Annotated in this window: 11 protein-coding genes; 1 reads left to right on the plus strand and 10 read right to left on the minus strand. The window is 39.2% G+C overall.

What is annotated here, in order from left to right; translation table 11 throughout:
* The 9 genes from gatA to MHH95_RS02410 form a co-directional block, all read right to left on the minus strand.
* Positions 1-1,464, minus strand: coding sequence for an Asp-tRNA(Asn)/Glu-tRNA(Gln) amidotransferase subunit GatA (gene gatA / locus MHH95_RS02370; RefSeq protein ID WP_340726317.1), 1,464 nt, complete (start codon positions 1,462-1,464; stop codon positions 1-3).
* Between the two features lie 17 nt (positions 1,465-1,481).
* Positions 1,482-1,772, minus strand: coding sequence for an Asp-tRNA(Asn)/Glu-tRNA(Gln) amidotransferase subunit GatC (gene gatC / locus MHH95_RS02375; RefSeq protein WP_008408705.1), 291 nt, complete (start codon positions 1,770-1,772; stop codon positions 1,482-1,484).
* A 331-nt stretch (positions 1,773-2,103) separates the two neighbouring features.
* Positions 2,104-3,279: a CamS family sex pheromone protein gene (locus tag MHH95_RS02380; protein ID WP_340726318.1), complete on the minus strand. Its 1,176-nt coding sequence runs from the start codon at positions 3,277-3,279 to the stop codon at positions 2,104-2,106.
* Between the two features lie 18 nt (positions 3,280-3,297).
* Positions 3,298-5,295, minus strand: coding sequence for an NAD-dependent DNA ligase LigA (gene ligA, locus MHH95_RS02385; protein ID WP_340726319.1), 1,998 nt, complete (start codon positions 5,293-5,295; stop codon positions 3,298-3,300).
* 11 nt (positions 5,296-5,306) lie between these two features.
* Positions 5,307-7,565 (minus strand): DNA helicase PcrA, encoded by a 2,259-nt coding sequence (gene pcrA, locus MHH95_RS02390; RefSeq protein ID WP_340726320.1) that lies wholly within the window; start codon positions 7,563-7,565, stop codon positions 5,307-5,309.
* Positions 7,566-7,607: 42 nt separating this feature from the next.
* Positions 7,608-8,300 carry a heptaprenylglyceryl phosphate synthase gene (locus MHH95_RS02395; protein WP_340726321.1) on the minus strand — a complete coding sequence of 231 codons (693 nt, stop codon included), beginning with the start codon at positions 8,298-8,300 and terminating at the stop codon, positions 7,608-7,610.
* Between the two features lie 178 nt (positions 8,301-8,478).
* A complete protein-coding gene (locus MHH95_RS02400) occupies positions 8,479-8,793 on the minus strand; it encodes a YerC/YecD family TrpR-related protein (RefSeq protein ID WP_191700886.1) in 315 nt (104 codons plus the stop codon).
* A 19-nt stretch (positions 8,794-8,812) separates the two neighbouring features.
* Complete coding sequence (locus MHH95_RS02405; RefSeq protein ID WP_340726322.1) at positions 8,813-9,877, minus strand: DUF3048 domain-containing protein; 1,065 nt, start codon at positions 9,875-9,877, stop codon at positions 8,813-8,815.
* Positions 9,878-9,900: 23 nt separating this feature from the next.
* On the minus strand, positions 9,901-11,631 hold the full coding sequence (locus MHH95_RS02410) for an adenine deaminase C-terminal domain-containing protein (protein ID WP_340726323.1): 1,731 nt from the start codon (positions 11,629-11,631) through the stop codon (positions 9,901-9,903).
* 190 nt (positions 11,632-11,821) lie between these two features.
* Between MHH95_RS02410 and MHH95_RS02415 the strand changes: the two genes are divergently transcribed.
* Entirely contained in the window at positions 11,822-12,052 is a 231-nt protein-coding gene (locus tag MHH95_RS02415) for a YgaP-like transmembrane domain (RefSeq protein ID WP_340726324.1), read from the plus strand.
* A gap of 66 nt (positions 12,053-12,118) precedes the next feature.
* Here MHH95_RS02415 and purD read toward each other — a convergent pair whose 3' ends face one another.
* Complete coding sequence (purD, locus tag MHH95_RS02420; protein ID WP_340726325.1) at positions 12,119-13,369, minus strand: phosphoribosylamine--glycine ligase; 1,251 nt, start codon at positions 13,367-13,369, stop codon at positions 12,119-12,121.
* Positions 13,370-13,724 lie beyond the last annotated feature (355 nt).

The following is a 13,724-nucleotide window of genomic DNA, read 5'->3' on the forward strand; positions in this document are numbered from 1 at the left end:
TTATTTTACCTCCCATAGTGCTGGAGTTTTTGTATTAAAGTCTGTGTTTTGCTCGTAAGCATATGCTACGCGGTAAAGTGTTTCTTCATCGAAGTGTTTACCGATAATTTGTAAACCTAGTGGTAAGTCATTTTCAAAACCACATGGGATTGAAATTGCTGGTACACCTGCTAAGTTAATTGGAATTGTTAAAATATCGTTTGCGTACATTGTCATTGGATCGTCAATGTTAGCACCGATTGCGAATGCAGGTGTTGGCGCTGTAGGTCCAATAATTACGTCATAGTTTTCGAATACTTTGTCGTAATCTGCTTTAATTAATGTACGTGCTTGTTGTGCTTTTTTGTAGTATGCATCATACGTACCTGCTGATAATGAATACGTACCAAGCATGATACGACGTTTTACTTCGTCGCCAAAACCTTCAGCACGAGATTGTTTGTAAAGCTCTAATAAGTTTTTAGCGTTTTCTGAACGGTAACCGTAACGAATACCGTCAAAACGTGAAAGGTTAGAAGAAGCTTCAGATGATGAAAGAATGTAGTAAGCTGCTAATGCGTATTTAGAGTGCGGTAAAGATACCTCTTCTACTGTTGCGCCTAGGCCTTTTAATACTTCCAGTGCATCAAGAACTGATTGTTTTGCTGCTTCGCCAACGCCTTCTCCAAGGAATTCTTTTGGTACAGCGATTTTTAAACCTTTAATGTTACCATCTAAACTTGCTGCATAATTCGGTACTGGCACATCAGCAGAAGTAGAATCCATTTCATCTACACCTGAGATTGCTTCAAGTAATAATGCGTTGTCTGTTACATTACGTGTAATTGGTCCGATTTGATCTAATGAAGATGCGAATGCCACTAAACCAAAGCGTGATACACGACCATATGTAGGTTTCATTCCTACAACACCACAGTAGGCTGCTGGTTGACGGATTGATCCACCTGTATCAGAACCAAGTGAGAATGGTACTTCACCTGCTGCTACTGCTGCTGCAGATGCACCTGAAGAACCGCCTGGTACGTGCGAAAGATTCCATGGGTTTTTCGTTGTTTTATACGCCGAGTTTTCGTTTGAAGAACCCATTGCGAATTCGTCCATGTTTAATTTACCGACTGTTACCATACCGGCATCGCGTAATTTTTTCACGATTGTTGCATCGTAAATTGGCATAAAGCCTTCCAGGATTTTAGAAGCACAAGTCGTTTCTAAACCTTCTGTCACAATATTATCCTTAACTCCGATAGGCATACCGAATAATGGACCGCGCTCCTCAAAAGGAACTTTATCTAATTCTGCCGCTTTAGCAGTTGCTTGTTCTTTATTTAATGCTAAGAATGCTTGTACATCGCCGTCTAACTTTTCAATGCGGTCAAATGCTTCTTTTGTTAATTCCGCAATTGTAAGTTCACCCGACTTTAAGCTTTCTTGTAATTGTGCTGATGTGCGCTCAAATACTGTCATGCGAGTGGTTCCTCCTATTACTCCATAATTGATGGTACTTTAATTTGACCTGCTTCTTGTTCTTTTACGTTTAGCATTACTTTTTCAAGAGGTAAGCCTTCTTTTGCTACGTCCTCACGAAGTACGTTCACTAAAGGTAAAACATGTGAAGTCGGCTCTACATTTGTTGTATCTAATTCATTTAACTGCTCTGCAAAATCAGTAATCTTTCCAAGTTGTTCAGCAAATTTCTCTGCTTCCTCTTCTGTGATTGCAAGGCGAGCTAAGTGCGCTACGTGTTTTACTTCTTCTTTTGATATTTTTGCCATTTATTACACCTCCAAAGTATCGAATCAAATATGCCTCGGCATATGTGTCAGAGTTTTTGAATACGTTCGAAAAACTAAAAATCTTGATTATCTGCCGGGGCTATATGTGGAGTCAGTGATTGTTTCGGACACCCGCTGATTCTACATAAACCATGCCCATAATGATACCATTTTTCCTAATAAAAATCACAGCTTTGCGAAAAAATCGAGCAAACAATCCATTCCTTTGGACGATTTTCCGCCAAATTAACGCATTAAAGTGATAAAGTGGATTTTTTATACAAAAATGAAAATACCACACTTTTAAAAGTATGGTATTCTTCGTTAAATTTTACTCATAAATATGAACAAATGGCTCATCATTATTCGGTTCTTTAATAATTAACACTTCTGGACCATTAACTGAAGTTATACTTACAGAAATATACAGATCAAGTGGTAAGTGAGTGAGCATTAAGCCAGATAAATATTGGGTAAAACCAGTGATTTCAGCTGTGCCGTAAAACTGAATCGGAATTTCGATATCAAGCTTCTGGATTTTTTTGTTCTGATAAAAGCCGGTTGCAAATACACTCGTGAAATTAGAGAAGTATTTATCGACATCCTGTTTAAAGTCTTGGAATTTTTTGTTAAGGTCACGGTAAATATCCTCTGGTGAACTCATCGGGAACGTTACATATCTTTCATCGATTCCTTCCCAATCCCCCAGAGCAGTCGTACCTTTGTCGACAAAATTATAGTCTGTGTATGTGCCTGGTACAATCGCATTTCGCTCTGCCTGTTTAAATAAGGCAATCACAATCGGTACATCGGCTAGTTCTGTACGTGCACGCAAACGATTGACTACTTCCTGAGCAATCTTTTTACCTGCTGCTTCCAACTCATCATCCGGAATCTTCTGCTCGAAAAACTCACCGTACTGTTCCTTTTGATAATAGTAAATTGAATTGAGCGCTAAACCAATCGATACACCGCCCAATTTCACTTTATTGTCATCTGTTTTTGTTAAATAATTCTGTTCGATAATATGTGCTAAATACACCGGTGCTTCTGTCGCTTTAACAGTAGGATCCATCTCCTCACCAGTTTCTTCATCAATACTTGAAGGATTTAACCCTTGGTATTCAGGCCCTTTATCCTCCGTTTGGTTTGGTCGTGCCAACCAGTATTTCAACGTTGTTTCGTCTAAGTATTGTCCTTCTTGAAAATAGTATTTTTCCGTATCAAAGTGATTTTGTGAGATACGCATTAAGCCTGTTTCGACTTCTTTCATATCATATTTCGTATAAATATTTGAAACGACCAATCCTCGACTTGCGCTTTCCTTATAAGGAATTAATATACGATAAAATTTATCGGTAATTTGCATGTTCGGGATAATCGTTGTTTCAACAGCTTGATCCGAGTCTGATTCTTGTGTCAGCTCTGTATCAGGTGTAAGGTTTGGCGCACACGCTGATAACAGTACAGTTGCAATTATCGCAGGTATCCAGCGATATCGTTTCATGAGAACAAGTCCCCTTTACTATATTAATTGTTCGATTAGGCGCACTTCATCCCAAATTTCTATGCCTAAGCTTTGAGCTTTTTCGAGCTTTGAGCCAGCATCTTCACCAACGATTACAAGGTCTGTTTTTTTACTTACACTCCCTGCAACCGTTCCACCTAACTGTTCTATTTTCACCTTTGCTTCGTTACGTGTCAATTGTTGAAGTTTTCCTGTCAGCACAATTGTTTTCCCTGCAAAAGGATTTGCCCCTGCTTCTACAACAACCTTCTTACCTTTAAAGGACATATTGAGACCAAATTCCTTTAAGCGCTCGATTAGCTGTTGCACGGACTCATTCGCAAAATAGGCTACGATGGATTCGGCCATTTTATCACCAATTTCATGAATATCCTTCAATTCCTCTTCTTTGGCATGCATTAAAGCATCCATCGTTTCGAAATGTGCAGCTAAAATTTTGGCTGCCTTTTCGCCTACATGACGTATACCAAGACCAAACAGTAATCGCTCCAGGGAATTATCCTTCGACTGCAGTAGTGCCTCCACTAAATTCGTTGCAGATTTTTGTCCCATGCGCTCTAGCTGAATTAGTTGCTCGACTGTCAATTCATATAAACCAGCAACATCCTCAATATAACCTTCACGAAGCAGCTGTTCTACAACTTTTTCGCCTAACCCGTCGATATTCATTGCATTACGGGAAACGAAATGCTTCACACCTTCCGCGATTTGTGCCGGACATTGTGGATTCACGCAGCGCAATGCTACATCAGTATCAATGCGTACAACTTCTTCATCACACGCAGGGCAATGAGTCGGCATTTTATACGGTACAGCGTCATCCGCGCGCTGCTCTAAAACGACCCCTACAATTTGCGGAATGATATCTCCTGCTTTTCTTACGATGACCGTATCATCGATTCGAATGTCCTTTTCGCGGATTAGGTCTTCATTGTGCAATGATGCTCGGCTTACAGTAGTTCCTGCAACAAGTACCGGTGTTAAAATCGCTGTTGGAGTAATGACACCCGTGCGACCTACCGTTAGTTCAATATCCAATAATTTTGTTACAACTTCTTCTGCCGGGAATTTATAGGCAATTGCCCAGCGTGGCGATTTTGCCGTAAAGCCAAGTTCATCTTGGTGGGCATAGCGATTCACTTTGATGACGATGCCATCAATTTCATACGATAAATTTGGGCGTGCTTCTGTCCACTTTTCTATAAACGCTAAAACGTCGTCAATAGTTTCGCAATACTCACGCTCTTTATTTGATGGAAAACCTAGCTCCTCCAAATACTTGAGCATTTCCCAATGCCCGTCGATGCCATAGCTTTCTCCGTCCCCGCCAACTGCATATATAAACGTCGATAAATTTCTGCTTGCTGCAATCTTAGGATCTAATTGACGCAACGATCCTGCTGCAGCGTTTCGAGGATTTGCAAAGAGCTCTTCTCCATTTTCAGCACGACGTTCATTCAGTTTCTCAAAAGATTTTTTCGGCATATAGGCTTCGCCACGCACTTCTAATGTTACTGGTTCTTTTAATCGTAAAGGTATGGCACGAATTGTTTTCAGGTTTGTTGTAATATCTTCCCCAACTGTCCCGTCACCACGTGTAGCACCTTGTACAAACACCCCATTTTCATAGCGTAGGGAAATAGCCAAACCATCGATTTTCAGCTCACATACATAAGAATAATTTTTACCGATTGCCTGCTCAATCTTCCGGTCGAAATCACGCAGATCCTCTTCATTGAAAGCATTCGACAAACTAAGCATTGCTGTTTCATGGGTTACCTTTTTAAAGCCTTCCAATACCATCCCGCCGACACGCTGAGTAGGAGAATCAGGATAAATAAATTCCGGATTTGCTTCTTCTAAGGCGATAAGTTCATGTAAAAGCTGATCATATACACTATCTTCTACTACCGGTTTATCCAGTACATAATACGCATAGCCATACTCATGAAGAAGCTTATTCAATTCCGCAATTCTTTGTTCTATTTCATTCATCAATGTTCCTCCTAAGCTTTCGTAATCGGTGCAAATTTTGCAAGTAAACGCTTTATGCCGGTTGGTGCCGGGAACGCAATATCCAGCTCCATGCCGTCTCCCTCACCTTTTACGCTAACGACCATACCTACACCCCATTTACCGTGGGATGCTTTGTCTCCAACTTGCCAATTAAACTTATCGCCACCTGTAGAATTTAAGCGTGATGTTTGTGAAGCAGGTGCCTGCACACTTCCTAATGAACGCTTCGGCATACGGTCATAACGGTTCGATTTAAACGGTAATGAATCATCTCGATATGATGTAGTATTTGCTTTTGAAACCTGCTCTAACACATTTTCATCAATTTCGCGTAAAAAACGTGACGGTGCATTGTAGCCTGTACGGCCAAATATCGTACGGGAGCCTGCACAAGATAAGTAAAGGCGCTGTTCCGCCCGAGTCGCACCAACATACATTAAGCGTCTTTCCTCGGCCATTTCATCTTCACTTTCCAGTGAACGTGAGTGCGGGAATATATTTTCCTCCAGTCCAATAATAAAGACAACGGGGAATTCCAACCCTTTTGCGGCATGCATCGTCATTAAAATAATCGTTCCTTTTGCCTTTTCTTCTTCATCTAAAGAATCAATATCAGCAATAAGTGCAAGATCCGTTAAAAATGCTACTAATGACTGATCTTCACTGCGTGCCTCGAATGCCTGTGTTACGGTTAAAAACTCTTCAATATTTTCCAGTCGGCTTTCTGCTTCAATTGACTTTTCAGCCTTCAGCATTTGACGGTAACCTGATTTTTCAAGCACTTCTTCTACAATTTCCGTTACCGATAATTCTTGTTGACGTTCACTTAACGAACGAATCATATTATAAAAATTTTCAGCAGAAGTGGCTGCCTTCCCTGAAAGCCCCATAAATACAAGCTCACCCATCGCATCAAAAATCGAACGGTCGCGCTCCATCGAATAGACAAGCATTTTATCAAACGAAGTCGCACCAATTGCACGTTTTGGTTCATTAATAATTCTTGCTAGTGACAAGTCATCATCATTGTTTGCAATTAAACGTAAGTAGGCCAGTAAATCTTTAATCTCTTTTCGATCATAGAATTTTGTACCGCCAACAATTTGATAGTTCATATTCGATTTTACGAGTACATCCTCTATTACTCGTGATTGTGCATTTGTTCGGTATAAAATCGCAAAATCGTCCAGCTTATAATTCTCATCTTTCATGAGCTTTTGAATCGTTCGTACAACATATTGAGCCTCATCTTGCTCATTGCCTGCTTTATACAGCTGAATTTTTTCACCTTCAGGATTATCTGTTCGCAGTACTTTTTTATAGCGATCTTTATTTTTCTCAATAACGCTGTTTGCAGCTTGTAAAATATGCTTCGTCGAACGATAATTTTGCTCAAGCATTATTACTTTAGCTTCTTTATAATCCTTTTCAAACGAAAGAATATTTGTAATATCTGCACCGCGCCAGCGATAAATCGATTGATCCGAATCCCCTACAACACAAATGTTACGGAACTTCTTAGCCAACATTTGAACTAATAAATATTGTGATTTGTTGGTATCCTGATACTCATCCACGTGAATGTACTGGAATTTATTTTGATAGAATTCAAGCACATCCGGCGCCTCTTTAAATAAACGAATTGTAAGCATAATTAAATCATCAAAATCGAGACTTTGATTTTGTCTTAGGCGTTTTTGATAGCCTTTGTACACTTGCGCAGCAATCTTTTCAAATGGATTATGCGGATTCATATTCGCTTCAAAACCATCTACTGTAATACATTCGTTTTTTGCCGAGCTAATCGTATTTAATATTGCACGCGGATCGTACTTTTTTGGGTCAATATTATCTTGCTTCAATATATTTTTTATTACTGTCAGCTGATCAGAGCTATCTAAAATAGAGAAGCTTTTCGAGTAGCCAATACGGTCGATATTACGACGTAAAATACGCACACACATTGAGTGGAATGTTGATACCCACATACTTTCTGTCGTGCCTGTCCCTAAAATACCATCGATTCGATCACGCATTTCACGGGCAGCTTTATTCGTAAATGTAATTGCCAAAATTTTTGACGGATACACTTCACGCTCTACGACTAAATACGCGATACGATGTGTAAGGACACGTGTTTTTCCTGATCCTGCTCCTGCCATAATAAGGAGTGGACCTTCTGTTGTTTTCACCGCTTCTGCTTGCTGCGAATTCATACCAGCAATTAAATTTTTTGCTATGTGCTCCATGTTGCACCTTCCTATCTAAAGAACATTTGTTCCTATTATATATTACTTCACGATGCTTTTCACTGCTTGTACAGTTTTTAATGCAGCTTTTAAGTCGTCATAAATAATGTTGCCTACAATAACTGTATGAGCATGTGCAGCCATTTCCTTTGCCTGTTCGACAGAGGTAATACCACCGCCATAAAATAGCTTTGTTTTATCTAATACTTCTGCTGTAGCTTTTACCATTTCAATATCGCCATATGCTCCACTATATTCTAAATAGAAAATAGGTAATTTAAAGTAGTTTTCGGCCATTCTTGCATAGGCCACTACATCTTCCACCGTTAAATCCGTTTTAGCATTTGTCACTTGTGCTACTTTACAATCCGGATTTAATACACAATAGCCCTCTGCAACAAGCTCTTCCCAAATTAAAACATCGCCGTATTCTTTAATAGCTTCATGATGTAAATCCTTCACCCATTTTGTATCACGACTATTTAAAACAGACGGTATGAAATAATAGTCATAACCTGGACTAATACTATCAACACTTGAAATTTCAAGCGCAATCGGCACGGAAAAACGACGAACCCGTACTAATAAGTCCAGTACTCCATCAAGGGTTACCCCATCTGTACCGCCTACTAAAATTACATCTGTACCTGATTCGCAAATTAGCTCTAACGCCTCATCTGAAATTTCCTTCGCCGGGTCTAATTTAAACACGTGACGCCAATTTAAGTAATCCATTCTCTCTTCCACCTATTCTTTTAATTTCTTCTAATTTATATTTTAAGTCAGTTCTTATTATTTACGACTATCTAATAGTATAACGAATGTATAAAAAATAATAAAAGACTGAGTGAGAAAATCTACTCAGTCTTTAAGCTACTCATATTTAAACATTCATCTTAGCATAATCGCATAATCACTTTGGTGTAAATGGTTTTTCATCCGGATAAAGACGTCCCAACATCTCATCATAAGTGTCATTTCCATAGTCAAAGCAACGGCGTACACGGGAAATCGTTGCTGTCGAAGCACCTGTTTCCTTTTTAATTGTTTCATACGTCTTTTTTAAACGTAATAAATGCGCAACCTCGAAACGCTGTGCTAATGATTGGATTTCACTGATCGTGCATAAATCATCAAAAAACTTATAGCATTCCTCGATATCTTTTAATTCCAGGACCGCTTTAAATAGCTGTTCCGTTTGATGACCGCGAATTTTTTCAATTTGCATTTAGCCCATCATTTCCTTTCTACTCTGAATATATAACAGATGTTGCTAAACCTGGAGATGATGGTACGAAATGTACCCATGTCTTCCCTTGTACTAACTTTACTTCAGAGCCATCTTCCTCAATAGCGATTAACAAACCATCTGCGTTTTTCCACTTAACTTCCCGTACCACTCCCGCTTGGGCTACGTACGCGTTGCCTCCGCCAGTAATTGTAATATCACGTCTTCCAGCATTATCAATAATGCGGTGCGGCATTTCAAAAAATAATATATTAGCTAATTCGATAGATTCATTTGTTTCATAATCGATTGTCTCAGTATTTGCTGAATATCTCGTATACCGATTTGAGTCTGCATTATATACATACTGACTATTAAATGAACCACTATTATTATATTTCATCAATACTTCATTAGCCGTTGTTCCTATTTTAACATTATCTTCAGCTTCATAGAATGGGTATGATACTTTTTTCTGATAAAGTAATGAAGCGCCTACTTTTTCTGCTCCTGCTCGAACGTTTTCACCGGATATATAAGAGTTGTGAGGTGCTTTGCGTGCAGAAGAACGTTTAAAATAAATCCCATCATAATGCATGCCGTTAATATTTTCTACAACCTTACGTTCAAGCATTGATTTTGCTTCTGGACTATAACCATGCGCAATATAAAAGGCATCTAATCCTTTGGCAATGTCAATGAAGTACGAACGAGCGCTACGGATCGGTCCAATTGATTCCGGGATTTCAGATTGATAAAGCGCTAAAAAACGTGTCACATCCCCTTCAGCCAACATCTCGTACACAACATCTGCCTGCGCTAAGCCCGATTGTGGGCGTGCTTGAGGATGGTTATTAATCGTTGCAAGAATGGGGCGCATTGTAACTTCTTCCGCTACTCTCTCACCCGTAAATGGTGTTACAAAAGGCAGTACTTCTGCACCGGCCACAATAATATCTTCCTTCTCATCCACCTGCTGCTCTTCTATTTCAACTACCGGTTCTTCCTCCGCCTGTTCTTTATTGGAACACCCTGTAATCACGGTCATACTTAACATCGCTAATATCAATATACTGCGCTTCATTCTGCTAACTCCCCTCATTTTATCTATCTCATCACAGCTGGTAACATGACCGTATTTTTCATGACATCAAAAATGCCACGCGTTGTAATTCGAATATATGGTAAATGCGTTGATTGTAAAAATAGTAACGTATAAATTGCATCTGAATGACTATAACCGCGTTTTTTTAATGCGCTTTTTAATGCAAGCTCAAGCGGAATCAAGTCTTCTACTGCGCCATCATATACAGCACCTGATAATTGTAGCGGTAATTTTGTTACAACTTGTCCATCTTCAACAAGCACTATGCCTCCATGCATTTTCTTTAACTCTTTAAATGCGTGCTGCATATCATGCATCGATTTTCCGATTAAGATAATATCTCCCGTATTTGAATACGAGGAGGCAAAACCTTTTACATGTGTTGCAAAGCCTTTAATCATTGTATTAATGCGCCATTTCCCTTTACGGTCAACGAGCATTAAAAAGCTTTCATCATGCTCTGTAGTTAACGAACTATTATGTCCATGATTTTTTATACTATATGGCTTTGTAATTACATCATTGACCATTTCAATTCCTATAGGCATCGAAAACTGAAAATCAGACTCATGTAAGTCAAAATCTATTTCCAAACTCTCAAAAACGGACAAGTCCACGGATGGAAATGCCTTCGTATCCTGATGATTACGCTTTAACCATACACCTTTTGAAAGTACCGCTTCCGGTGTAGGTGAATATTCATCTGTTAGTACATTTAAACTTGCATAGCGTCCTGTAGCAATGAGTCCATGTAAATTCGTCATATTATAATAACGAGCTACATTATAACTTGCCATATTATATGCGTCTACCGGACGTACTCCTGCTTCAAGTGCCGCACGAATACATTTATCTATTACACCATCTTCATGGAAGCTTGGTGTAGAGCCGTCTGTCGTCATCATTAAATGATCAAATATTTCATAGCCTTTATCAACGACTGCTTTTAAAAGTTGAGGTAAATCCGGACGAATTGACGAATAGCGGAGTGTAACGGCATAGCCATGAAGTAAACGCGCTTCAATGTCTTCTATTGTCATTGATTCGTGATCACCATCTACACCGAATAATCTCATTTTTGCTAAAGTTTTTTCTGAAGCACCCGGTAAATGTCCTTCAATCTTTTTCCCTTTATGCTTGGCATTTTGAATCCAGTACAGCATTTGATTATCCCCATGCATTACCCGAGGCCATCCCGTAAGTTCTCCACCAAGCACTACGTCATGACGTTCCAGCCATTCCATTACCGAGGCATTCGAATAAAGCTCCCCTTCATTCTCAAGCTCTGTTTGTGAATCAAAGCGGCTCCACCAATAAAAAGAGAACGGTAATTTTGCAAGCTCGTCCATCAAAGAAAACGCTTTCTTATTTTCGAATAAAGAGACAAATGTCATATTATCGGATATAAATGCTGTCGTTCCTGATTGTGCACTAAATTCTGCAAAACTATGAGGATTATATAATTGAAATGGATGTACATGAGGCTCAATATAACCCGGTACAACAATCTTTCCTGATAAATCTATAACTTCCGTTCCATTAAGGTTTGCAGGCATTTGATTTCCGACATAAACGATACGGTCATCACTAATCCAAATATTACCGGATACCCAGGTTTTAAGTATACTATGCAAATATTTTGCATTCCTTAAAACTAGGTTTGGAGCGTCATGCCCATCAATGATACCTACATGCTTTCGAATATTATTTAATTTCCAGTTTATTTCTGGCATTTTAAACACTCCCTCCAAAAATTTAGTATCTTTTTATTAAAAAAAACCATACTAAATCTATTATATTTTGCTTTATGTAGGCTTTTGCTACAATATTCCTTTTGTGAATTAATCGTATCATAGCACTTTTATAAAGCAAAGTGTTTCCAGAATAATTTTTTAAATTTTCTAATAAAAGGAGGAGCTATTAATGTTAAACCCTAATATTTCTGAAACAAATGCTTTTGTACGTATGATGTGTGGTGTAGCAATGACTGCATTCGGAATTGGCAGAATTGCACGTAAGCCTCAATGTACAGTAGGACGTATGATGATTCTTGCTGGTTCGATGAAGGTTGCAGAAGGTTATTATCAATACTGTCCAGTAGTTGCAATGGCCAATTCCGAACAAATGAATGAAATGATGCCAGTTAATGATTAATCTTTAAAATAAGCCCGAAAAAAAGCTGTGTTAAAAGTCTATTTGACCATTAGCACAGCTCTATTATTATTTAAATGTTCTCCAACCAATATCCTGACGGAAGAAGAAGTTTGACCATTGCTTTTTCGCGAGCTCTGTATAGACTTTTTCCTGCGCTTCTTTTAATGTTGCGGCTTCAGCAGCAACTAAAAGCACTCGCCCACCATTGCCAACAAATTGACCATCTTCAAATTTTGTACCTGCATGGAACACTGGCAAGTCAATATCGGACAGCTCTGGTAATGCATTTCCTTTTTCTACATCACCCGGATAGCCTTCAGCAGCTATTACAACCCCTAACATCGCTTCATCTTTCCACTTTAACTCAAATGGCTTTTCACTCATTAAGCTAATCATAAATTCACCAAAGTCAGATGCCATACGTGGAAGAACAACTTGTGTTTCCGGGTCACCAAAGCGTGCATTAAATTCGATAACCTTTGGACCATTTGCTGTTAAAATTAACCCTGCATACAAAATACCTGTAAACGATACGCCTTCTGTCTCCATTGCTTGTACTGTCGGTTGAACGATTGTATCATAAGCAACCTTTACTACATCCTCAGATATTTGTGGGACCGGTGAATAAGCACCCATTCCCCCAGTATTCGGACCTCGGTCGCCATCATATGCACGTTTATGATCTTGTGCAATGACCATTGGATAAATTTGTCCTTTATGTACGAAGCTCATAAAGCTGAATTCTTCGCCATCCAGGTACTCTTCAATCACTACGCGCGACGATGAATCACCAAAGCGCTGGTTGCCGATCATATCCTCAACTGCTTCAATCGCTTCCTGTTCTTCCATCGCTACAATAACACCTTTACCAGCTGCTAAACCATCTGCTTTAATAACAATTGGGGCGCCTTGCTTTTTAATGTAGGCAACTGCTTTATCTGCTTCTGTAAACGTTTCGTGTGCAGCTGTCGGAATTTGATAGTTGTTCATAATGTCTTTTGCATAAGACTTAGAGCCTTCAATTTTTGCTGCGGCCTTAGTTGGACCGAAAATAACTAAGCCTCTCTCATTGAAGTAATCGACAATTCCTTCTGCCAATGGCTGTTCCGGTCCTACAAAAGTTAGAGCGATATCATTTTCTTTGGCGAACTTTGCAAGTGCCGCAAAATCTAATGCATCAATTGCAATGACTTCTGCATCCTGCCTCATTCCATCATTTCCTGGTGCTACGAAAACCTTTTCTACAGATGGTGCGTTGTTAAATTGTTTAGCGATTGCATGTTCACGACCGCCACTACCAATTACAAGAATGTTCATGATGAGCTCTCCTTTAAAATGAATAGTTTAGTTTATTAGGTATAACTAGTATTTTGCGATGAGTAACCGCTGGAGCAAAAATAATTCTGCGACGAGTAACCGCTGGAGCAAAAATAATTCTGCGTCGAGTAACCGTAGGAGCACCAACGCCTGAAACTCCAGGCTGAGGCTTTGCCCGCAGAAAGCGTCCACTGAAACGGAAATTAATGAGCTTGAAGTTAAAAAATTATATAAAAAAACGCCCGCCAAATTTTAGGCGAGCGTTTTTCATTAATGGTCATTCGCACTGCGATACCCGACCAAAAGTAGTGCTGTGCTTGTTACAATTAATGATCATTTTATTATTAACAATGCA

Origin of the sequence: Solibacillus sp. FSL K6-4121, from assembly GCF_038002585.1 — a bacterium.
Lineage (GTDB): Bacteria > Bacillota > Bacilli > Bacillales_A > Planococcaceae > Solibacillus > Solibacillus faecavium.

What these genes read in the sequence shown, in the direction of transcription:
- gatA (WP_340726317.1), bottom strand. Translation starts at nt 1,464, where the DNA reads ATGACAGTATTTGAGCGCACATCAGCACAATTACAAGAAAGCTTAAAG.
- pcrA (WP_340726320.1), bottom strand. Translation starts at nt 7,565, where the DNA reads ATGGAGCACATAGCAAAAAATTTAATTGCTGGTATGAATTCGCAGCAA.
- ligA (WP_340726319.1), bottom strand. Translation starts at nt 5,295, where the DNA reads ATGAATGAAATAGAACAAAGAATTGCGGAATTGAATAAGCTTCTTCAT.
- MHH95_RS02410 (WP_340726323.1), bottom strand. Translation starts at nt 11,631, where the DNA reads ATGCCAGAAATAAACTGGAAATTAAATAATATTCGAAAGCATGTAGGT.
- gatC (WP_008408705.1), bottom strand. Translation starts at nt 1,772, where the DNA reads ATGGCAAAAATATCAAAAGAAGAAGTAAAACACGTAGCGCACTTAGCT.
- MHH95_RS02415 (WP_340726324.1), top strand. Translation starts at nt 11,822, where the DNA reads ATGTTAAACCCTAATATTTCTGAAACAAATGCTTTTGTACGTATGATG.
- purD (WP_340726325.1), bottom strand. Translation starts at nt 13,369, where the DNA reads ATGAACATTCTTGTAATTGGTAGTGGCGGTCGTGAACATGCAATCGCT.
- MHH95_RS02395 (WP_340726321.1), bottom strand. Translation starts at nt 8,300, where the DNA reads ATGGATTACTTAAATTGGCGTCACGTGTTTAAATTAGACCCGGCGAAG.
- MHH95_RS02380 (WP_340726318.1), bottom strand. Translation starts at nt 3,279, where the DNA reads ATGAAACGATATCGCTGGATACCTGCGATAATTGCAACTGTACTGTTA.
- MHH95_RS02405 (WP_340726322.1), bottom strand. Translation starts at nt 9,877, where the DNA reads ATGAAGCGCAGTATATTGATATTAGCGATGTTAAGTATGACCGTGATT.
- MHH95_RS02400 (WP_191700886.1), bottom strand. Translation starts at nt 8,793, where the DNA reads ATGCAAATTGAAAAAATTCGCGGTCATCAAACGGAACAGCTATTTAAA.